This is a genomic window from Zophobihabitans entericus, from assembly GCF_011745665.1.
Classification (GTDB): domain Bacteria; phylum Pseudomonadota; class Gammaproteobacteria; order Enterobacterales; family Orbaceae; genus Zophobihabitans; species Zophobihabitans entericus.
In genome coordinates, this window is the sequence record NZ_CP050253.1 from 2,014,478 (window position 1) to 2,035,073 (window position 20,596).

General features: G+C 38.9%; 21 protein-coding genes and 1 pseudogene. 10 read left to right on the top strand and 12 right to left on the bottom strand.

Annotated features, from left to right (window positions below; all coding sequences use genetic code 11):
* Positions 1-10: 10 nt before the first annotated feature.
* From hofC to ppdD, 3 genes are read right to left on the bottom strand one after another with little or no spacing between them, the layout of a single operon-like run.
* Complete coding sequence (gene hofC / locus IPMB12_RS09180) at positions 11-1,201, bottom strand: protein transport protein HofC (protein ID WP_166917038.1); 1,191 nt, start codon at positions 1,199-1,201, stop codon at positions 11-13.
* Between the two features lie 8 nt (positions 1,202-1,209).
* On the bottom strand, positions 1,210-2,613 hold the full coding sequence (gene gspE, locus IPMB12_RS09185) for a type II secretion system protein GspE (protein WP_166917040.1): 1,404 nt from the start codon (positions 2,611-2,613) through the stop codon (positions 1,210-1,212).
* A 14-nt stretch (positions 2,614-2,627) separates the two neighbouring features.
* Complete coding sequence (gene ppdD / locus IPMB12_RS09190; protein ID WP_166917042.1) at positions 2,628-3,062, bottom strand: prepilin peptidase-dependent pilin; 435 nt, start codon at positions 3,060-3,062, stop codon at positions 2,628-2,630.
* Between the two features lie 279 nt (positions 3,063-3,341).
* On the opposite strand from ppdD, the gene ypfJ reads away from it, so the two are divergent.
* The 3 genes and pseudogenes from ypfJ (at position 3,342) to IPMB12_RS12285 (ending at position 5,119) form a co-directional block, all read left to right on the top strand.
* Entirely contained in the window at positions 3,342-4,211 is an 870-nt protein-coding gene (gene ypfJ / locus IPMB12_RS09195) for a KPN_02809 family neutral zinc metallopeptidase (RefSeq protein ID WP_166917044.1), read from the top strand.
* 32 nt (positions 4,212-4,243) lie between these two features.
* A pseudogene (ampD, locus tag IPMB12_RS12280) lies at positions 4,244-4,795 on the top strand (1,6-anhydro-N-acetylmuramyl-L-alanine amidase AmpD); the annotation flags it as partial.
* A gap of 57 nt (positions 4,796-4,852) precedes the next feature.
* On the top strand, positions 4,853-5,119 hold the full coding sequence (locus tag IPMB12_RS12285) for a YqcC family protein (protein WP_407704085.1): 267 nt from the start codon (positions 4,853-4,855) through the stop codon (positions 5,117-5,119).
* A gap of 56 nt (positions 5,120-5,175) precedes the next feature.
* On the opposite strand, the gene ygiD is transcribed toward IPMB12_RS12285, so the two are convergent.
* The 3 genes from ygiD to bamD form a co-directional block, all read right to left on the bottom strand.
* A complete protein-coding gene (gene ygiD, locus IPMB12_RS09205; protein WP_166917761.1) occupies positions 5,176-5,943 on the bottom strand; it encodes a 4,5-DOPA-extradiol-dioxygenase in 768 nt (255 codons plus the stop codon).
* A gap of 71 nt (positions 5,944-6,014) precedes the next feature.
* Entirely contained in the window at positions 6,015-6,419 is a 405-nt protein-coding gene (locus IPMB12_RS09210; protein ID WP_166917048.1) for a DUF3461 family protein, read from the bottom strand.
* 23 nt (positions 6,420-6,442) lie between these two features.
* Complete coding sequence (gene bamD, locus IPMB12_RS09215) at positions 6,443-7,177, bottom strand: outer membrane protein assembly factor BamD (protein WP_166917050.1); 735 nt, start codon at positions 7,175-7,177, stop codon at positions 6,443-6,445.
* 98 nt (positions 7,178-7,275) lie between these two features.
* Here bamD and rluD point away from each other — a divergent pair, with 98 nt between their 5' ends.
* Complete coding sequence (rluD, locus tag IPMB12_RS09220; protein WP_166917052.1) at positions 7,276-8,253, top strand: 23S rRNA pseudouridine(1911/1915/1917) synthase RluD; 978 nt, start codon at positions 7,276-7,278, stop codon at positions 8,251-8,253.
* The gene (pgeF, locus tag IPMB12_RS09225) at positions 8,253-8,993 is read left to right on the top strand and encodes a peptidoglycan editing factor PgeF (RefSeq protein ID WP_166917054.1); all 741 of its coding nucleotides are present in this window, start codon (positions 8,253-8,255) and stop codon (positions 8,991-8,993) included. The genes rluD and pgeF overlap by 1 nt, the downstream gene beginning before the upstream one ends.
* Positions 8,994-9,091: 98 nt before the next feature.
* On the opposite strand, the gene IPMB12_RS09230 is transcribed toward pgeF, so the two are convergent.
* Entirely contained in the window at positions 9,092-10,054 is a 963-nt protein-coding gene (locus tag IPMB12_RS09230; RefSeq protein ID WP_166917056.1) for a sugar kinase, read from the bottom strand.
* Between the two features lie 4 nt (positions 10,055-10,058).
* Positions 10,059-10,859, bottom strand: a complete 801-nt coding sequence (locus IPMB12_RS09235; protein ID WP_407704086.1) for a DeoR/GlpR family DNA-binding transcription regulator — start codon at positions 10,857-10,859, stop codon at positions 10,059-10,061.
* A 246-nt stretch (positions 10,860-11,105) separates the two neighbouring features.
* Between IPMB12_RS09235 and IPMB12_RS09240 the strand changes: the two genes are divergently transcribed.
* The 5 genes from IPMB12_RS09240 to ushA all read left to right on the top strand — a co-directional run bounded on the left by IPMB12_RS09240 (position 11,106) and on the right by ushA (position 17,016).
* Positions 11,106-11,960, top strand: a complete 855-nt coding sequence (locus IPMB12_RS09240; protein ID WP_166917060.1) for a tagatose bisphosphate family class II aldolase — start codon at positions 11,106-11,108, stop codon at positions 11,958-11,960.
* Positions 11,961-11,973: 13 nt separating this feature from the next.
* A complete protein-coding gene (pfkB, locus tag IPMB12_RS09245) occupies positions 11,974-12,903 on the top strand; it encodes a 1-phosphofructokinase (protein ID WP_166917062.1) in 930 nt (309 codons plus the stop codon).
* 14 nt (positions 12,904-12,917) lie between these two features.
* Positions 12,918-14,351 carry a PTS fructose transporter subunit IIC gene (locus tag IPMB12_RS09250; protein ID WP_166917064.1) on the top strand — a complete coding sequence of 478 codons (1,434 nt, stop codon included), beginning with the start codon at positions 12,918-12,920 and terminating at the stop codon, positions 14,349-14,351.
* Between the two features lie 68 nt (positions 14,352-14,419).
* Complete coding sequence (locus IPMB12_RS09255; protein WP_166917066.1) at positions 14,420-15,193, top strand: HPr family phosphocarrier protein; 774 nt, start codon at positions 14,420-14,422, stop codon at positions 15,191-15,193.
* 164 nt (positions 15,194-15,357) lie between these two features.
* A complete protein-coding gene (gene ushA, locus IPMB12_RS09260) occupies positions 15,358-17,016 on the top strand; it encodes a bifunctional UDP-sugar hydrolase/5'-nucleotidase UshA (protein WP_166917762.1) in 1,659 nt (552 codons plus the stop codon).
* Positions 17,017-17,086: 70 nt separating this feature from the next.
* On the opposite strand, the gene IPMB12_RS09265 is transcribed toward ushA, so the two are convergent.
* From IPMB12_RS09265 to IPMB12_RS09280, 4 genes are all read right to left on the bottom strand, one after another.
* Positions 17,087-17,863: a MipA/OmpV family protein gene (locus IPMB12_RS09265; RefSeq protein WP_208293478.1), complete on the bottom strand. Its 777-nt coding sequence runs from the start codon at positions 17,861-17,863 to the stop codon at positions 17,087-17,089.
* Between the two features lie 105 nt (positions 17,864-17,968).
* Positions 17,969-18,370 (bottom strand): hypothetical protein, encoded by a 402-nt coding sequence (locus IPMB12_RS09270; RefSeq protein WP_166917068.1) that lies wholly within the window; start codon positions 18,368-18,370, stop codon positions 17,969-17,971.
* A gap of 463 nt (positions 18,371-18,833) precedes the next feature.
* Positions 18,834-19,961, bottom strand: a complete 1,128-nt coding sequence (gene hemW / locus IPMB12_RS09275) for a radical SAM family heme chaperone HemW (RefSeq protein WP_166917070.1) — start codon at positions 19,959-19,961, stop codon at positions 18,834-18,836.
* 35 nt (positions 19,962-19,996) lie between these two features.
* Positions 19,997-20,587, bottom strand: coding sequence for an XTP/dITP diphosphatase (locus IPMB12_RS09280; protein ID WP_166917072.1), 591 nt, complete (start codon positions 20,585-20,587; stop codon positions 19,997-19,999).
* Positions 20,588-20,596: the final 9 nt, after the last annotated feature.

The following is a 20,596-nucleotide window of genomic DNA, read 5'->3' on the forward strand; positions in this document are numbered from 1 at the left end:
TTCCTGCAAGCTAATGAATAACGTCACCCAGCTGGAAGATAGGTAAATACATGGCAATGACCAGTCCACCAACAATAATTCCCAGAACTAACATTAGAATGGGTTCAAGTTTTTGTGATAATTGTTCTGCCAGTTCATTAGTCTGTTGTTGAAAATGCAAAGCGAGCTTTTCCAGCATTAAATCTAATGTTCCTGATTCTTCCCCAATACGTATAAGCTGATAACAGAGGCTTGGGAAATTATGTTGTTTTATTGACTGACTAAAGGAATGACCTTGCTCAATCGATTGTTGAATATGACTAAGAATGTTTTTATAAACTAAGCTTGATAGTGTGTTTTTAGTCGCCGTCAACCCTGCAAATAAAGGTATTCCGGCTGACTGAGTCATCATCAGAGTCTGAAAGATTTGGGCTAAATAACTAAGTTGTAACACTTTGCCAATAACAGGAAGCTGTAGTAACCGCACCTGAATCTGATAGGGATATTTAAGTAGCAAATACTTTTTATAGAACAGATAGATACTGAGAGAGAAGACGGGTAAAAATAGAAAATAGTCACGTAATAGCTCTGACAGGGAGATAATACTTTGAGTAAACCAGGGCAGCTGGGCATCAAAGCTGGCATAAACGGTCGCAAACTGAGGTAACACAAAAAGTAGCATTAATAGTGTCACAGCGATAGAGACACTCAGTAAAAAGAGTGGATAACGCAGCGTCTTTTTAACTTTCTTTTGTAGTGCTAAGCTGCTTTCTTGTTGTATAACCAGATGATAGCAACATTGTTCCAGCTGACCAGTTAGCTCGCCAGTGGCAATAAGTTGTCGGTAAAGTGGTGGAAATATTTCGGAATAATATGTTAATGAATCAGAGAAAGTATTCCCTTGTGCAATACGCTGCTCAATATCTGACAAAATAAAACGCCATTGTGATTGTGGATGTTCACTGGCAATTAACGTCAGGCAACTATTGAGAGGTAATCCGGCCTGCAGCATCGCGGCTAGTTGTCTGGTTATCAAAAGTAGGGCTGGTCTGGAAAAGTTACGAGATTCAATCTTAGGGCCACTTTGTATCTTTACCGGTAAATGACCTTTTAAGAGTAACCGGGCTCTGGCTTCTTGTACTGAGAGAGCAGCAATTTCACTCTGTTGATATTGTTGATTTTGATTGTAACCTTGCCATAGGTAAATTCGTAACGATGTCATAAATATCCTTAATTATCAAGAACTCTGACCAGTTCGCTGTAAGAAGTTATACCTTGTTTAACCAGAGAGAGTCCTGACTGATATAAACTTTGCATACCCTGTTGCTGCGCAACGGTTTGAATTTGTTTGACTGAAAACGATTGAGAAGAGAGCAGTAGTGCTTGTATTTCTGGTGAAATGATTAACAGTTCATATACACCAATACGCTGATAATAGCCTGATAAACAGTGCTCACAGCCTACTGGTATCCAGTGTTGAAAAGTATCATATTGCTGGTTGGTTTCAATGGTGATGGGTTCTGCTGCGTTCTGTTTACAATAAGGGCATAACTTACGGATTAAACGCTGGGCAATAACCAGTTTTAAACTAGAGGCTAACAGATAATTAGCGATTCCCATTTGATTAAGACGAATTAGTGTTTCATAACTGGAATTAGTATGCAGTGTAGAAAGAACCAGATGACCAGTCTGTGCAGCCTGCACGGCAATTTCCGCTGTTTCAGTATCACGAATCTCACCTACCATAATCACATCCGGATCCTGACGCAAAAATGAACGTAGTGTATGGGCAAAAGTGAGCCCTGATTTAGTATTAATTTGTGTCTGGTTAATCCCTGAAAGTGGAATTTCAATCGGGTCTTCAATACTACAGATATTATATCCTTCCTGATTGAGTTCTTTTAAACCGCTATACAGTGTCATTGTTTTACCACTTCCAGTCGGACCAGTGACCAGAATTAATCCCTGAGAATTATTTAAAACTTGCTGATACAGCGTGAGGGCTTCTTCTGCTAATCCTAGTTGACTAATATCCAGATGTTGCTGATTAGACTCTATCACTCTTAAGACAATTTTTTCACCATAATTCACTGGTAAAGTAGAAATTCGCATAGAAAACTGCTGTTCATAATGAGTAATGACCAGCAACCCGTCTTGCGGTAAACGATGCTCAGCAATATTTAGCTGTCCCATAATTTTGAGTCGTGCAGCGATTTGTCTGGCGATTGTTCTTGGTGGTGATAAATGGTGTTGCAAAACACCATCAATCCGAAAGCGAATACGATAGCTATCCTGATAAGGTTCAAAGTGAATATCTGAAGCCCGCTGATTTAGTGCATTAATTAAGATGTCATTCACCAGTTTGATAATGGATGTTTCTTCCTGTGTCAGAGACTTATTGTCAGCAGCAGACAAATAGCTTTGTACCTGTTTAAAGGCCTCTGTCAGTTGATGTTCACTCCAGATAGTGACCTGAATGGTACAACCAAGTGCAAACCTCAGTGCAGCATCCCTTTTTAAGGAATGTTCTGAGGCAGCAATTTCTAAATGTTTGTCGTGCAGAGATATCGGAACAACCTGATGTATCACACACTGATTTAATATTTCGAGACTAAAAGACTGGTAAGGGGACATAGTAGCTCACTCAATTAGAAACGAAAAACATCATTACAGGCATCAGTTAAACTGGTATTTGCTGGTGTAGCGACACAAGTTCTGGACCAGTTTAGATGACCATGAGTCGTATCAATAGTTGGTGTCATTGTTACAATAAGTCCGGATAGTGCACTTTGTCCGGTGAGAGTGATAACGCCACCAGATGTGCTAACAGACGTCACGTAGGTAGTTGTTTTGGTTGCCGGAATACCACTGCTACCCGAATTACAAGCGGTGAGGGCTCCTTGTTCTAAAGCGCAAATCTCTACACCTGTTTTATAAGGTGTCATGGTTTGCAGCATATCAGTCATCGCAGCTTTTTGTACGTAGCCCTGATAAGCAGGTAAACCTATTGCAGTTAAAATTGCGATAACTGCAATTGCAATCATCAGTTCAAACAGAGTAAAACCAGATTGATGGAAATGCATAACTTCTCCTTTTGGATTAAGTAAAAACTCAGGAGAGTTATAAAGCAATCACTTAAATAAGAAGGGGTTAATGAGTAAAATTGCCTGATAATGAGTAAACAGAAAGAGTGTGTTTGAGTCGTTGCAAGATTTTTGTGAGCGGACATCGAAATTCTCAATAGATTTAATAAGTAAAGGAAGGACAATAATTTGTTAAAAATATCTTTTTATGGTTTCTTTTGAGTGAGTAACTTATTAAAATAACGGGGTTATTTTATCAATTTTTAAAGGACTATATTTATGCGTTGGCAAGGTCGTCGTGAAAGTAATAATGTAGAAGACCGTCGTGGTCAATCACGCCAGGGAATTGGTGGCTTAGGTGGGCTTGTTACCGGTAAGGGTAAGATTGTTTTATTAGTTGTGGTACTGGTTGCTGGTTATTATGGTGTGGATCTGTCACCAATTCTTGGTGGTAGTAATAGCTTAACTTCAGGTTCAACCAATACTGAATATACCACTAGTTCTCCGGAAGAAGAAAAAGCCGCTCAATTTACTTCTATTATTTTAGCTTCCACAGAAGATACCTGGGCAGAGATATTTCAGGATATGAGCAAAACGTATGTGCCACCAAAACTCGTAATGTATACGGGTAGCACAAGAACAGGTTGTGGTACAGGTCAGGCAGTGATGGGACCATTTTATTGTCCAACAGACAGCACTGTTTATATCGATCTATCGTTTTATAATGATATGAAACAAAAATTAGGTGGTGGCGGTGACTTTGCTCAGGCTTATGTTATTGCTCATGAAGTTGGACACCATGTTCAAACTCTACTTGGTACAACAAATAAAGTCAGAGAGCTACAACAAGGCCAAAGCGAAAAACGTGTGAATCAGTTATCGGTGATGACTGAACTCCAGGCTGACTGTTATGCCGGTGTTTGGGGTGCTTCGCTTAAAGATCAAAATATTTTAGAAAGAGGTGATTTAGAAGCGGCATTAAGAACTGCTCAGGCGATTGGCGATGATCGCCTGCAACATCAAAGTTCAGGACGAGTAGTACCAGATAGCTTTACACACGGTACCTCACAACAACGTTATGACTGGTTCCAGCGTGGTTTTGAGAAAGGTGACATTACTCAGTGTAATACTTTTAAAAGTAATATCTAATCTGAGTAATGAATGAAATAAGTGAGAAACAGATGCATCCTGAAATAATCGATGGTTTTATGACAGGCATTAAGCAGGTTGCATCTCCTTACTTTAATGATCGCCCGGATAACCAGTTGCCGACTTTACTTGTTATTCATAATATTAGTTTACCACCAGATCGATATGGTGGTCCTCATGTCGAGCAGTTATTTACCGGTCAGCTCGATCCAAACGAGCATCCTTATTTTGCTACTATTGCCCATTTAGAAGTCTCCAGTCACTTTTTTATTCGTCGTACCGGTGAGCTTATTCAGTTTGTTTCCTGTGATAAGCGAGCATGGCATGCGGGTGTGTCAAGTTATCATGGACGAAAAAATTGTAACGATTTTTCAATTGGCATTGAACTGGAAGGTTGCGATACAGAAAGTTTTACCGATGTTCAGTATCAGGTACTGGCTAAGTTAACCGAACTGTTATTTCAGTTTTATCCCCTTACCGATATCGTTGGTCATAGCGATATAGCGCCAGGGCGTAAAACAGATCCTGGTCCTTATTTTGACTGGATACGTTATAGAACCTTAATCAATTTTAATCAGGAAAAGTCTATGCTTGAACAACATTTACCAGTGTTACAATTGTTAAATGATATTGAATCTGAAATGCGCAAGACGTCATTATGGCAGACTTCAGCACCAGAGCCATCTGCATTTGAGAGTGTCGAGCCATTTTGTGTGGACAGAATGCATGCACATGAATGGTTGCAATGGATTTTTCTGCCACGCATGAAAGCATTGATTGATATGCGGGCAGAGCTGCCTACTAATTTTGCTCTGCATCCTTACTTTGAAGAAGCATTTAAAGAGCAGGATGAGCATAATAAATTACTTGAGCTTATTAAGCAGCTGGACGAGTTGTCTCAGAATTAACTAACTGATTATTAACACAAATTATTGTTAATGTTTTTTTTAACCATTTGATTTTATTAAGAAAATTTGTAGCTGGTCATGCTTAAAGCCCCTAAGCTAAACTCTTCAGCAAAGACTTCTATTTTGTCACTTTCATTTTTACAACCTAAGATATAGATTAGTGGTAAAAAGTGATCCTCTGTCGGGACTGCGTATTTTGCTGCTGAATGGGTTTTATAGTTTAAAACGTTTCCGAGTTTATCATTGACGATTGCGTCTTTAATGTAAGAGTTAAACTCAATAGCCCATGGGTGAGGGAGTGCGTTTTCATTCCAAATAATCATACGTAAATTATGTACCACGTTACCGCTACCCAGAATAAGTACGCCTTGTTCACGCAGATAATTTAATTTTTTACCCAGTTCATAGTGATACTCGATCGGTTTACTTGAGTCAATGCTGAGTTGGACAACCGGAATATCTGCTTCAGGATAAAGATGAACGAGTACACTCCAGGCACCGTGATCAATTCCCCATTGCTCATTATCAGATAAAACAGTGATTTCTGGTGACAAGTGCTCTTTAATGCTTTTAACCAGTTCCTGTGAACCGGGAGCAGGGTATTGAATCGCGAATAACTCTGGTGGAAAACCATAAAAGTCATGAATCGTTTTTGGATGTTCAGAAGAGGTTACAGCAGTGGCTTTAACATACCAGTGAGCTGAGATAACTAAAATAGCTTTAGGTTTAGGAAAGGATTCAATTTGCTTTTTCCAGGCGGCTGTTACGCTATTGTTTTCAACCGCATTCATTGGACTACCATGGCCGATAAATAATGCTGGCATCTTCATTGAATCTTCTCCTTATATCATTAAAACTTCATGTTTATGAATTATCTTACACAGATAGAGAGAAATTACTTTTTAGTCTTACCCTGAGCTTTTAGCTTTTCAACATCGGCTTCAATTTCTGAGATTTTATTAGCGACAACACGTTGTAAATGCTGTAAATCGGTTAAAATTTTGGTGGCAAGATCGAGATCTTTATCTTTTTGTTGCAGTTTTAAAGCATCAAGTTCATTGATGATATTCACCAGAACCGGGTTGATCTCTTTCACTTCTTTATAGCGTTCACCATTACTATCTGCCGTGACCATTTTACGTTGACGTGGATATTTAAATTTTACACTACGGGCAAAGAATTCTCCTTTCTCTTTCACGAAGTAAATTTTTAAAATATCGTTCACTCCTTCCTGACGAAGGGTATAGTGGGTAATCTTCTCAGGGTCAAAAATACCTAATTGCTTAAGGTTTTTATACATAGAGGTGTCCTCAAAATTCCATTTTATAATGCACTGTTGGCAACAATTAATTGTTGTACTTTTTGTGATTCATTCACAAGACCTAATTGGTCATAAGCATTTTTCATCAGCACTAAGCCTTCACGTGTGGCTTCGGTATCTGAAAATTGCTCTAACATATAATTGACACGATTAATAACGGCAACATATGCCTGACGGTCAGTATAGTACTGAGCGATTTTTAATTGATATCTGGCTAAACGGTTTTTTAAATACGTTAAACGTTGTTGAGCATCATAACTGTAAGGGCTGTATGGATAGCTGGAAACAAGATAAGTGAAATCTTTAAATGCGGTTTCAGCAAAGTCCGGATCACGGTCTGAACGGTCAACGTTAAACCAACCCTGAATCTGATTATCATCCAGCGCCATGTTAGATAAACCGCGCAGGTAAATTACCCAGTCAATATTTGGATGAGTTGGATTTAATTTAAGGAAACGGTCAATAGAGGCAATAGCTAACGCTAAATCAGCAGCCTTATAATAAGAATAAATCAGGTTAAGCTGAACTTGTTGAGAGTAAGGTCCAAATGGGTAACTTTTATCCATTTCCTCTAGAACAGTCACGGCTGATTTCATCAAACCACCCTGAAGTTGCTCTTCTGCCTGACTGTACAAGTCAATTTCAGGAACGTCTTTAAGATCAGGTTTAGAAGTTGTACAACCAACAACTGTTAAAGCAAATAAACTTGTTAATAAAAGACGTGTACATAATTTCATTCTATTTTCTCGATTTTGCAAAATAAACATTAACCCTTTATGGCTGTTATGATACTCTAATTTGAAATTTCATAAAACTGAATCTTACTTTATTTAATATGTCGCAAGAAATTAATTTACAAGCTGAAATCGAATCATCGCAACTTGGTCAACGTTTAGACCAGGCATTAGCTGAATTGTTCCCGGATTATTCACGTTCTCGTATCAAAGACTGGATTTTGGATAACCGCGTAACCGTCAACGGTCAAATTGTCAATAAAGCGAAAGAAAAAGTCCTTGGCGGTGAACAAATTGTTATTCAGGCTACACTGGATGAAGACACTCGTTTTATTCCACAGGACATTGAGCTTAATATCGTCTATGAAGATGATGATATTCTGGTTATTAACAAACCGCGTGATTTAGTGGTTCATCCGGGAGCAGGTAATCCCGATGGTACTATTTTAAATGCACTTCTGCATCGCTATCCGGAAATTGCCAGTGTCCCACGCGCAGGTATTGTGCATCGTCTGGATAAAGACACGACAGGTTTAATGGTGGTAGCTAAAACGGTTGCCGCGCAGACTCATTTAGTTGAAATGCTGCAACTGCGAGAAATCACCCGTGAATATGAAGCTGTCGTCATGGGGACAATGACTGCTGGCGGTACCGTTGATCAGCCAATTGCCCGTCATCCAACTAAACGTACTCATATGTCTGTTTATCCAATGGGTAAACCAGCAGTGACACATTACCGGGTGATGGAAAAGTTCCGCTGTCATACGCGTCTGCGTCTGCGTCTGGAAACTGGACGTACTCACCAGATCCGTGTCCATATGGCCTATATTACTCATCCTTTAGTAGGGGATCAGTTATATGGTGGCCGACCAAAACCACCTAAAGGTGCATCTGACAAGTTCATGGATACTTTACGTAATTTTGACCGTCAGGCATTACATGCAACGATGCTGCGTTTGTTCCATCCAATTACTGGTGAACAGATGGAGTGGCATGCCCCGATTCCTGAAGATATGGAAAACCTGATAGCGGTATTACGTGAAGATACCGAACAATTTAAGGATCAACTAGATTGGTAATGTCATTGATTTATCCTGACTGGCCAGCGCCGGCAAATATTCGTGCGTTTACTACAACTCGTTTAGGTGGAGTGAGTGAAGGGGTATATCAATCGTTAAATTTGGGCACAAGAGTAGGCGATGATATCAATCATGTGTTGGAAAATCGCGCTCGCTTAAAGCAATTTTCTCAGTTACCTGCTGAACCTGTCTGGCTTAAACAAACTCATACGACTGATGTTGTCAATATTGATCAGGCAACACCTGATATTGTTTTAGATGCGGATGGAAGTTATAGCTCAAAAATAAATCGGGTCAATGTGGTGATGACTGCCGATTGTTTACCGGTTTTATTTTGTACTACGCAAAGCAGTGAAGTTGCTGCTGCCCATGCTGGTTGGCGGGGACTCTGTGACGGTATTTTAGAACAAACGGTTAAACATTTTACTGCTCCTTCATCATCAATCATGGCATGGCTTGGGCCGGCTATCGGACCTGAAAAATTTGAAGTAGGGCAAGAGGTCAAACAACTGTTTGAACAAGTCTGCGTTTCTGATGGCTCTGCGTTTAAACCGTCTCCAACAACATCAGGCAAATATTTTGCAGATATCTATGAGTTAGCTCGTTTACGTTTACATCGCATGGGCATCACCCGAATTTATGGCGGTGATTATTGTACGATGACTGATAGCGAGAGATTCTTTTCTTATCGCAGGGATAAACAAACCGGACGAATGGCTTCTTTGATCTGGTGTGAGTGAAAGCAGGCAATAATAAAAAAGCGATATTTGATTATCGCTTTTTTATTGGGTATTGATATCATTACCCAAAATGTTAATTTATTAATTAATAATGACTTTTATTTCTTTCTTTGAATAATACGCTCTAACTCAGCCATGGTTGATGTCCCTTCCATAGGCCCACGTTTTGAAATAGCAAAAGCACCGCTGGCATTGGCATATTGAAGTGCCTGTTCAACCGAATATCCTGCCAGCATTAAACTAACAAAAGTAGCACCAAAACAATCACCTGCTCCTGTTGGATCAATCGCTTCTGTCGGATAACTATCAACATGCGATGTTTTGAGATTACCTTGTTCATCTAAGCCATAATAGTTAGCGCCTTTACTGCCACATTTGACTACAATATGTTTGATACCTTTTTTTAGTAAGGCTTTAGCAACGTCGCTCTCAGAGTCTTTTGGATTATTAGCAAAGTAACTGACTTCTCCTTCGCTTGGCAGGAAAATGTCGGTATATTCCATAATATAATCAAAAGATTGTTCCATTTCCGGAATATCCAGCATCTCTTTACGAATATTAGGATCAAAGGAGACAGTGCCACCATTTTTCTTAATAATATCAATGGCTTTACGCATAGCATCGATCACTCTGAACGAGTATAAAGATGATCCCATGACATGCAGATGGGTACAATCCTCTAAAAGTTTTGCATCAATATTTTCAAAAGAAAGCAGGCCACAGGCACTGTTGGGAATATTGAAGATAAAATCTCTGTCATTTTGCCCACGGTAAGTGACAAAAGCACTACCAGTATTGGCTTTATTGTGACTAGAGATGCCATCAATAATCACACCATCCTGCTTTAAGCGGGAAATACACATTTTGCCAAAGGCATCTTTACCCACGCAGCTAAAGATCACAATAGGAAACCCCAGTTTAGCCACCTGATCGGCAAAAATTGCCGGGGCACCACTTGGGAAAGGGCCTAAAAACTCGCCAGTCTCATCAAAGCGTTGATTTGAGTTTTTAGCCAAAAATTCAACCAGTAATTCACCAATAGTACATATTTTAGTTGCCATCGTTTTACCCCTGAATTTTTTGATAAACGACACTTTTCTTATTTGTTAATGATTGCTTAAACTGACAATCAAGTAATTGTTGATGATATTCCGTCATCGCTGAACGCGAAAGAATCGCTGTATCAATATGTTCTAATAAACCAATACTGTTCACTTCGTTATGGGACATTCTTTGTGGTAGAACGATTACACTTTTATGCGCATTTTTGAGTAATAGCTGATAGCTACCCATTAAACCTGAATCCTGAATAATTAATTCATTTTCTGGACTAATAGCGTTGACTTCGGTAATAAAGAGTGAGACCGGATGATTTTTTAAAACTGAATCTAATTCTTTGTTATAAATAATCACATTGTGTTCTGAAATCATCCCGCCAATCACCAGTACTTCTGCCTGTGTAAACTCTTTCGCCAGTACCACATGAGAGATATCATTAACAATAATGGTCAAATTCTTCTTGTTATATAGATACGGAATCAACTTACGTAACAAGTTACCGTGACCTAAAAACAGCGTGTCATCATCATTAATCAGGTCAAGGCAGGCTAAAACCAGCTCTATATCATTGTTCTCTACACTATTTGTTAGCTGAGTATTACTGACCTTGGTATGGATGCCATGTTCAGGGGCGACATAAATTGCTCCACCAAAAGAACGCTTCAGATATCCTTGTTGTTCAAGATAATTAAGATCCTGCCGTATTGTTACTCCTGACACATTAAGAAGCTCAGAAAGCTCATCAACTTTCACTTCTCCTTTCTCTCGTACTATGTCTGCAATATCAAGTCTTCGCTTAAGTAACATTGAAGATGTCTTTGCCAATTTGCTCACCTCAGCAGTGAAAATCTCTCTCTATTATCTTTCATTTTTTAAATAAAAATAGATTTTTTATTTTCATTTTGAAAGTTAAAACCAAAATTGAGATCTTAATCACAGCTTTTTTTTGTTTTTAGGTTATATTTTGTAAGTATAAAAATGAAATTTAACTTTCATTTTGAAAGTTATCGTAGTTAATTAATCTGTAAATAAACCAGTAAGAGGTTATCACTCATGTATATTATTTCAAGTAGCAACATGTTAAAAAAAGCATATTCAGAAAAATATGCAGTACCTGCATTCAACGTACATAACCTAGAGACTATGCAGGTCATTGTTGAAACAGTTGCCCAGTATCAATCTCCTGTAATTCTTGCAGCAACACCAGGTACTTATAGCTACGCAGGTGTGGAAAATGTGATTGCAATTGCAGAAGCACTGGCGAAAAAGCATCGTGTTCCTCTGGCTGTTCATTTAGACCATCATGAAAGTTATAACGATATTGTTAATAAAATTAATTTAGGTATTCGTTCGGTCATGATCGATGGTTCTCATCATCCGTTTGATGAAAATGTCGAAATCGTTAAAAAAGTGGTTGAGTATGCTCATCGTTTTGATGTGAGTGTAGAAGCTGAACTGGGCCGTCTTGGTGGAGTTGAAGATGATTTAGTGGTTGACAGTAAAGATGCGCTTTATACCTCTCCAGCGCAAGCGGTTGAATTTATCGAAAGAACAGGTATCGATTCTTTAGCTGTAGCAATTGGTACTGCACATGGTATGTACGAATCTGAACCAAAACTGGATTTTGACCGTTTAGCTGAAATTAACTCAAGAGTAGATATTCCTTTGGTGCTGCATGGTGCTTCTGGTATTCCTGAGCGCGATGTTCGCAGATGTATTGAGAATGGTATTAGTAAAGTTAACGTTGCAACAGAACTGAAAATTGCTTTCTCTGACGCCCTAAAACAGTACTTTGCTGAAAATCCAAACGCTAACGACCCGCGCCACTATATGCAACCGGCTAAAGCGGCCATGAAGGAGATAGTAGAAAAAATTATTAACACTTGTGGCTGTGCTGGAAAACTGTAGCTGAGGCAGATCCATGATATATACATTAACACTTAATACAGCAATAGATATGAATATCCGGTGTAGTGGTTTGGCACCCAATACCGTTAACCGTACTTCTCATACTGAATATAGTCCAAACGGGAAAGCGATTAATGTCTCAATTGTATTAAAGAGATTTAGCATCGCTTCTACAGCAATGGGTTTTTTTGGTGGATTCTCTGGCAAATATATTTTTGACGAGATGATAAAGAGGGATATCACGACTAAACCTTGCTGGGTTGATGATATGACCCGTATTAATGTGTTTATTAATGATGGTAAAGATGAGTACAAACTGGTGGGTAAAGGGCCGTTTATCCCTGAGGATAAAAAAACAGAAATGTTGCAGCAGTTAGAGTCTTTAACTGATTGTACTCATTTAGTCATTAGCGGCAGCTTACCCAATAACGTAGAGCCTGAGTTTTATACCCATATTCTGACTCTTTGTGAGCGTAAAAAAATTGAAGTTATTCTGGATATCAGTCATCCAAAACTTCAGGAACTGTTAGCGTATAAACCATTATTAATTAAGCCTAATGATGACGAAGTGAAAGAGATCTTCGGGCTTGAGACCAAGACTGAAGAGCAAATTCTCTTTGCACTGCAACAAATTCACGCGCAAGGTGCCAGAAATATCTTACTGACACTTGGGGATAAAGGACTTTATTTCTCAAATGGTCAACATGTCTGGTTTTGTAATTCCGTAAAAATAAAACTTGTTAGTTCTGCCTGTGCCGGTGATGCCGCTTTAGCCGCCTTCCTTAGTGAATGGTTAAGCGCATCAACAAATCAGGAATCTATTGAGTTAGCAATAAAAAAAGCCTCGGCAACAGGAGCCAACGTCGCCGAATCAGATGGATTGGGGTTACTCGATAAAGTAACCACTTATATGCATCAACTTACCGTAACCCAAATAAAATAAAAGAGGGAGCAAGTATGAAGAAAATATTAGCTGTGACCGGATGTCCTACAGGTATTGCTCATACCTATATGGCAGAGGAAGCATTAAAAACTGCGGCTAAAAAGCTGGGAGTGGAAATTAAAGTAGAAACCAATGGTGCCGGCGGTGTGGACAACGCTATCACCGAACAAGATATCAGTGAAGCGGTTGGTGTCATCATCGCTGCAGATAAAGATGTCAATCCCGATCGGTTCAATGGTAAACCTGTGATCGAAGTGCCGGTTAAAGATGGTATTCATAAAGCAGGTGCTTTAGTTGAACAAATTCTGTCTGGTAATGTGCCTGTTCGTAAAGGACAAGCCTCTCAGACATCAAGCTCAGCAAAAAGTGATGAAGTTCAATCAGTACAACCAACAGAATCAATTGGTCGACAAATTTATAAGCATCTGATGAGTGGTGTTTCGAATATGTTACCGTTTGTTGTGGCTGGTGGTGTACTTATCGCCTTATCTTTCCTGTGGGGGATCTACTCAGCCGATCCAACTAATGAACAATATAACGCATTTGCTGCGTTACTGATGAAAATTGGTGGTCAGGCATTTGGTATCATGGTGCCGGTGTTTACTGCATTTATCGCAGCATCTATTGCAGGTCGTCCTGGTATGGTTGCCGGCTTTGTTGGTGGTTTAGTGGCCAATGCTACTGGTGCTGGGTTCTTAGGTGGCATCATCGCTGGTTTTGCCGCCGGTTATTTAATGCTGTACGTTAAAAAGATGCTTGATCATCTGCCGCGTCAGTTTGAAGGCTTAAAATCTATTTTCATCATGCCTCTGATTGGTGTATTTGTGATCGGTGCCTTTATGTTCCTGCTTGGTGAGCCAATAGCAAGTATTAACGAAGGCATGAAATCATGGTTAAGTTCACTACAAACTGCAAACCCAATTCTTCTTGGTATTGTGATTGGCGCAATGTGTTCATTTGACTTTGGTGGCCCGGTAAATAAAGCCGCTTATGTGACAGGTGTAATGCTGCTTGGTGAAGGTAACTTCTACTTTATGGCGGGTGTTTCTGCTGCGTGTATTGTTCCGCCGTTTGTTATTGCATTCTCAACCACTATCTTCCGTGGTAAGTGCTTTACTGATGATGAACGTGCTGCTGGTTTAGTGAACTACGTACTGGGCTCAACACATATTACTGAAGGTGCGATTCCATTTGCAGCTAAAGATCCATTACGCGTGATTCCTATCATGATGTTCTCATCAGCGATCGCTTCTGTACTGACATTCTTAAGTGGTATTCAAGTACCGGCACCACACGGTGGATTCTTAGTACTGCCACTGGTCAATAAACCACTCATGTGGGTGCTATGTATTTTTGCTGGTGCACTTGTTGGAGCTATTTTACTTGGTCTTACTCGTTTATCAGAAAAACGTAAGAATAAAGGCCCGGTAGCTGAACAGGCTGGTTAATATTGATTGAATAAGCATAAATAGCCGTCAAAAACTGGCGGCTATTCTAGATAAATAGGATAGACAGAATGAGTTCAATAACACTAAATATTGATGATATTACTTTATTAGATAAGCCAATCTCAAAAAGAGAAGCTATCAGTCAGGTTGCTCAAAAGATGATTGCAGGTGGGCTCGTTAAAGATGATTATGAACAAGCTATGTTTGATCGAGATGCACAAATCTCGACTTATCTGGGTAATGGTATTGCTATTCCCCATGGTACGACAGAGAAAAGAGATAGTGTACTCAATACCGGTCTTAAAGTTCTTTATAGTAAAGAGGGCATCACATGGGATGACGATGAAACCGCTCATATTGTCATCGGAATTGCCGCTAAATCTAATGAACATTTAAATATCTTACGACAATTAACACGCGTTGTTATTGATGAATCTGCTCTGACAAAAATCAAAGCGATTACTACCAGTCAGCAGTTATTAGCGCTCCTTACCGGTCAGGAAGAAGAACCTGTTTTAGAAACTCATAACCAGATATCTGGTGATGTTGAATTTACTGTCAAAATTTATAACCCACACGGTTTGCATACTCGTCCGGCAGCCGCTTTTGTTAAAGAAATAAAACCATTTGAAAGCGATATTCAGGTTGCTGATTTAGACGGTAGCGGCGAATTCATCAATGCAAAAAGTATGATGAAACTGGTTAGCTTAGGTGTAAAACCACTGAACACGTTGAAGTTTGTCATTACCGGTTCTGATGCAAAACAAGCTGCAGATACTATTAAACGCATTATTGATGAAGGACTTGGAGAAGATATCAGCTCCTTAAAACCGGAGTCATAATAAGTAGGACCGCTCAGTAGTTATTCAATTTTATTATTCACAATAATAGATTTGGAGTGAAATTATTTTTACTCAAAGCGCGCTTATATTATCAATATTTATAACTTATTGATTAATAAGCAAAAATATAATTAATGATAGGGTGTATGATAATGAAAAAAGACATGAAAAATAAATTAAAATATAGCTCAGTTTTGCTCGCCGCACTTATCGCTCTACCTACATCTGTTTTTGCCTGGGAAAAAGATACTGACTACAACATTACCATTTTACATACCAATGATCATCACGGACATTTTTGGAAAAATGAATTTGGTGAATATGGACTCGCTGCTCGTAAAACATTAATTGATAATATCCGCCAGGAAGTTGAAAAGAATGGTGGTTCAGTATTACTGCTTGATGGTGGTGACGTAAATAGTGGTGTGCCGGAGTCTGATTTACAAAACGCCAAACCGGATTTTGTCGGTATGGATCTGGCTGGTTATGATGCGATGGCGATCGGTAATCATGAATTTGATAAACCACTGTCGGTGCTTTTAGAGCAAGAAAAATGGGTGTCATTCCCGTTATTGTCTGCCAATATTTATCAAAAAAGTACCGGTCAAAGACTTTTCAAACCTTATACCATTTTTGATAAACAAGGTATTAAAATTGCCATCATTGGATTAACCACTGATGATACACCGCGTATTGGTAATCCAAAATTCTTTGATGATATTGCCTTTACCGATCCAAAAATTGAAGCGCAAGCGACTATCTATGAACTGAAAAATAACTACCAACCTGATATTATTATTGGTCTGACGCACATGGGACATTACGATGATGGTAACAGCGGTTCTAATGCTCCTGGTGATGTGACACTGGCTCGTTATTTAGAACCGGGTTCAATGAATATGATTATTGGTGGACATTCACAAGATCCGGTTTGTATGGCGGAAGAGAACAAAAAACAAATTAACTATGTACCGGGTACACCTTGTGCGCCAGATCGTCAAAATGGTACATGGATTGTACAAGCTCATGAATGGGGTAAATATTTAGGTCGTGCTGATTTCACTTTCCGTAATGGTGAATTTACTTTAACTAATTATCAGTTAATTCCGGTGAACCTAAAATCAAACAGAACACCCGATAGTGCGGATGATACAAATGATTTTTATACCCAAAAAATCACACCAAATAGTGACATGTTGACTCTGTTAACGCCATATCAGGAAAAAGCAGAAGAGATGCTGTCAGAAAAAGTGGCTACAGTTGATGGTCGTCTTGAGGGTAATCGTAATGAAGTGAGATTTAGACAAACCAATTTAGGTCGTCTGGTATTAACATCTTTAATTGATAAAGCGGACGCTGATTTAGGAGTAATGAGTGGTGGTTTGATTCGTGATTCTATTCAGGCGGGTGATATCACTTATCGTGATGTACTGCGTATTCAGCCATTTGGTTATACCTTAGCGTATGTCGATATAAAAGGTGACAAACTGTTTGATTACCTAACTGTTGCCGCTCACAGAAAACAAAATTCAGGTGGCTTTGCTCAGTTTGCGAATGTTGGTTTTACTGCTCACAGAAGTAATGAAACCATCAGTAATGTGACTATCAAAGGTGAGCCTTTAGATCTCAACAGAACTTACCGCCTGGCAACTATTAGCTTAAATGGTGGTGGTGGTGACGGTTACTACGTAGTATCAAATATGGATACTTATGTAGATACTGAAATTGTGGATGCTGAAATCTTTAAAGAGTACGTGCAAAAACATTCACCAATTCGTTTAAATGATTACGTGGTCACTGGTGAAGTGATTTATGAAGACTAAGACTATTTGAGATAAGTGAGTCATAATAAAAAAGCGGTAAATATACCGCTTTTTTATGCCATCTTTCTAATTAGAAAGTATAAGTAATACCTGTACTAAATACTGCATCATAAGACTTATCAACCATCGGGCTGTCTTTCGCTTCAGAACTCAGGAAAGAAACTCGTCCGGTTGCATAAAGTGTCCAGCTTGATGTTAAAGAATAATTAGCGTTTAGTGATAGATAGGTAGAAACACCGCTGTCAGCACTGTATTTTGACAGACCGCTGCGAGTAGATTCTGTACTGCTGACACCAAAGTAGTAATCATTAAACTGACGACTTTGCCACTGTACACCAATCCCCGGAGTAATACGGAATTTATCAATGTGAATTGGATAGAAATAAGCTAAATCTGCAATGATGCCATCACTTTTACCTAGTACGTCACCAGCAAGTTCTGCACGGATAATACCCCAGGTATCAGTATATTGATAACCAAGACCCGCCATCATAGTCGAACGACGTCTGTTTAACTGATTTAAGGCTTTATCATCACTATCTGATGGCTTGAAATGCAGTGGTGAATAATAAGCATTAACCGTTAAACGGTGATGATCATTTTTTAATAGAAACACACCCGCACTAATACCACGGACATAGAAATAATCATTTTCATAACTAATTACCGGCGCAGGCCAGAATTTAGTGTCATAACTTTTATAAGGGAGTTTGCCAACAGCAATACCAGCACCAAGAGAAACATTACCATTTGCGTGCGCTGTGCTGATCAGAAGTGTGCTGGCTAAAGTAAAAACACTCAAAGCCAGTGTTTTGGTCGAAAATTTACGACTCATTTTTTTCATCATTATTTCCTTTAATTAAATGTCGCACATATATTAATGGCTATCTTACATCAGAGAATTAGCAATTAGTGTGGTGTTTTATTAATTTTTGTCAAATATTTTATATGGTTAGTCTGTTTTACGTTTTAACATAAGTATTGCAATAAGTGTTGCGAATAAAGTACCTAGAATACTTATAAGTGACAGCAAAATTGAATGAAAAAATGTTGCCTTGATGCCATAGAAAATCAGTTCAGATAAGATGTTTAAACAAACAAGGTAAATGGCAAAACTACAAGGCACCATCAACATAAAGCGTTTTAAGGTAGAGAACTTAGGAGAAAGTATTCCATAACAAAGACCAAGCAAGAGACTAGGTACTGCCGTAAAAATATAAACCAAAGCCATAATGAGCCCGAAGTCTTCTGAAGAAGGCTCAAACGCTACAATAATCAAGCCATTAACTAAAGGACAAATAATCACAAAGAGTAAAATGGAAAAGAAGATATAAAGAGGTTTATTCATTATCATTTTTATTAAAAATCCTTGGTATATCAGTGCTTATCTTATGTGGTCAAATCTAGTTGTTAACTTAGTACTTTAGCTGTTTTAGTCTATCAGAATGTGTGCAATAAATGTGACTAGTAATGTACTTATTACACATAAGCTTGGATATATGACTAAATAATAGTGAGGTATTGCTATACCAGAGGCTATCACTGTAGCAATAAAATACCATAAAGCAGAATAGATAGTGATAGCAAAAATTGTCATTAATATAAAACGTATTAATGTGGAGGAGAGTAATGTAGTTAAACTATAAAAAAGTCCAGTTAAAATACAAACAGGCAAAATGATGCCATAGCATCCATTCAGGGGTACCCTTTCTATAGGAAACAAGAAAGACATAATATATAACAATAAAGGACATACAATTGAAAAAAGAAGCAGAGAACAGAGTATATGCAGTAATTTGTTCATGATATTCCTGTGGTTAGAGAAATATTTCCAACAATGAATTCAAAAATAACTTACCGTGACCAGTTAAATACCAGTTATTTTTATCTTCGGTTAAATAGCCTTTTTGTAGTGCTTCATCTATCTGTGCCTGAACACTTGATAGCGGTAAAAATGTGCGCTGACAAAAATCATTTTTTGGTGTGGCTTCAAATAAACGGAAGCGGTTCATAAAAAACTCAAACGGTAATTCACTTGATTCAACAGTATATTGCTTTTCTAAGTAGCGACCAGCCAGATAACCTTGTGGATGGCGAGTTTTTATTGTTCGAATAATTGTATTATCAGTCTGAGTTAATTTACCATGAGCACCACAACCAATGCCTAAATAGTCACCAAAGCGCCAGTAATTGAGATTATGCTGACATTGTAATCCCGGTTTTGAATAAGCGGAGGTTTCATATTGTTGATAACCAGCCTGACTTAGCAGCTGATGGCCCTGCTGATAGATATCCCATAGAATATCATCATCAGGTAGTACCGGTGGGCGTGAGCCAAATAAAGTATTAGGCTCAATCGTTAACTGGTACCATGACAGATGTGGAGGAGCGAGCAGGATTGCCTGGTTTAAGTCTGACAGCGCATCTTCTAAAGATTGCTCAGGCAAACCATGCATCAAATCTAAATTGAAACTACGTAAGTTCAGTGATTTTGCCAGTTGTGCTGCTTCAATCGCTTCTTGTACATTATGGACTCGGCCTAACCGCGCCAGCTTATCCGCCTGAAAACTTTGCACACCGATGGAAATACGATTGATTCCTGCCTGTTGATAACCTTTAAAACGCTCTGCATCAGCACTATTAGGATTAGCTTCAATGGTAATTTCAGCATCTGCTTCAAAAGGTATTTCCTGACGGATCTTATTGAGTAAAGTGTGAATCAGATCGGACGGAATCAGACTTGGCGTTCCTCCACCGATAAAAACAGAGTGAACAGGGCGGCCAGCTGTCAGGGGAATGTCTTTACGCAAATCGGTAAGCAAATGATCAATATAGGCCTGATAGTCCGATTCGCTTTTTAACTTATGAGAGTTAAAATCGCAATAAGGACATTTTTGTATACACCATGGAATATGGATATAAAGGCTTAACGGAATATTCATCATTACTCGATATTAGTTGTTTAACTGATGCATGTAATTTATAAACTTAACGCAGCCAGCATCTGTTTTAAGGCTTGACCGCGGTGAGAAATCAGACTTTTTTGCTCTCGTGGCAGTTCTGCTGAGGTACAACCCAGTTCAGGAACAAAAAATAGCGGGTCATAACCAAAACCACCTTCACCATGTTCTTCCGTCAGAATATAGCCTTCCCAAATACCTTGACAAATAATAGGCGTTGGATCTTCCGCATGACGCAAATAAACTAAAGCACAATGGAACTGAGCTCCACGTTTTTCTTTAGGTACGCCAGCCAGCGCTTGAAGTAACTTTTGATTATTCTTTTTATCATCACCATGCTCGCCGCTATAGCGCGCAGAATAAATACCTGGTGCACCTTGCAGATAATCGACCGCCAGTCCTGAATCATCAGCAATAGCTGGTAAACCCGTTAATGCTGATGCGTGACGTGCTTTAAGGATGGCATTTTCAACAAATGTTAAGCCGGTTTCATCAGCATCAGGAACATTGAACTGACTTTGAGCGATCACTTCATAACCAGCCCCGGCAAGGAGTGAATCCAGTTCCCGAACTTTACCCTGATTTCCTGTCGCTAAAACAATTTTTTTCATAGTTCCCTC

Excerpts from the sequence above, each read along its gene's own strand:
- hofC (WP_166917038.1), bottom strand. The coding sequence starts at position 1,201 with ATGACATCGTTACGAATTTACCTATGGCAAGGTTACAATCAAAATCAA.
- gspE (WP_166917040.1), bottom strand. The coding sequence starts at position 2,613 with ATGTCCCCTTACCAGTCTTTTAGTCTCGAAATATTAAATCAGTGTGTG.
- ppdD (WP_166917042.1), bottom strand. The coding sequence starts at position 3,062 with ATGCATTTCCATCAATCTGGTTTTACTCTGTTTGAACTGATGATTGCA.
- ypfJ (WP_166917044.1), top strand. The coding sequence starts at position 3,342 with ATGCGTTGGCAAGGTCGTCGTGAAAGTAATAATGTAGAAGACCGTCGT.
- IPMB12_RS12285 (WP_407704085.1), top strand. The coding sequence starts at position 4,853 with ATGCGCAAGACGTCATTATGGCAGACTTCAGCACCAGAGCCATCTGCA.
- ygiD (WP_166917761.1), bottom strand. The coding sequence starts at position 5,943 with ATGCCAGCATTATTTATCGGCCATGGTAGTCCAATGAATGCGGTTGAA.
- IPMB12_RS09210 (WP_166917048.1), bottom strand. The coding sequence starts at position 6,419 with ATGTATAAAAACCTTAAGCAATTAGGTATTTTTGACCCTGAGAAGATT.
- bamD (WP_166917050.1), bottom strand. The coding sequence starts at position 7,177 with ATGAAATTATGTACACGTCTTTTATTAACAAGTTTATTTGCTTTAACA.
- rluD (WP_166917052.1), top strand. The coding sequence starts at position 7,276 with ATGTCGCAAGAAATTAATTTACAAGCTGAAATCGAATCATCGCAACTT.
- pgeF (WP_166917054.1), top strand. The coding sequence starts at position 8,253 with ATGTCATTGATTTATCCTGACTGGCCAGCGCCGGCAAATATTCGTGCG.
- IPMB12_RS09230 (WP_166917056.1), bottom strand. The coding sequence starts at position 10,054 with ATGGCAACTAAAATATGTACTATTGGTGAATTACTGGTTGAATTTTTG.
- IPMB12_RS09235 (WP_407704086.1), bottom strand. The coding sequence starts at position 10,859 with ATGTTACTTAAGCGAAGACTTGATATTGCAGACATAGTACGAGAGAAA.
- IPMB12_RS09240 (WP_166917060.1), top strand. The coding sequence starts at position 11,106 with ATGTATATTATTTCAAGTAGCAACATGTTAAAAAAAGCATATTCAGAA.
- pfkB (WP_166917062.1), top strand. The coding sequence starts at position 11,974 with ATGATATATACATTAACACTTAATACAGCAATAGATATGAATATCCGG.
- IPMB12_RS09250 (WP_166917064.1), top strand. The coding sequence starts at position 12,918 with ATGAAGAAAATATTAGCTGTGACCGGATGTCCTACAGGTATTGCTCAT.
- IPMB12_RS09255 (WP_166917066.1), top strand. The coding sequence starts at position 14,420 with ATGAGTTCAATAACACTAAATATTGATGATATTACTTTATTAGATAAG.
- ushA (WP_166917762.1), top strand. The coding sequence starts at position 15,358 with ATGAAAAATAAATTAAAATATAGCTCAGTTTTGCTCGCCGCACTTATC.
- IPMB12_RS09265 (WP_208293478.1), bottom strand. The coding sequence starts at position 17,863 with ATGATGAAAAAAATGAGTCGTAAATTTTCGACCAAAACACTGGCTTTG.
- IPMB12_RS09270 (WP_166917068.1), bottom strand. The coding sequence starts at position 18,370 with ATGATAATGAATAAACCTCTTTATATCTTCTTTTCCATTTTACTCTTT.
- hemW (WP_166917070.1), bottom strand. The coding sequence starts at position 19,961 with ATGATGAATATTCCGTTAAGCCTTTATATCCATATTCCATGGTGTATA.
- IPMB12_RS09280 (WP_166917072.1), bottom strand. The coding sequence starts at position 20,587 with ATGAAAAAAATTGTTTTAGCGACAGGAAATCAGGGTAAAGTTCGGGAA.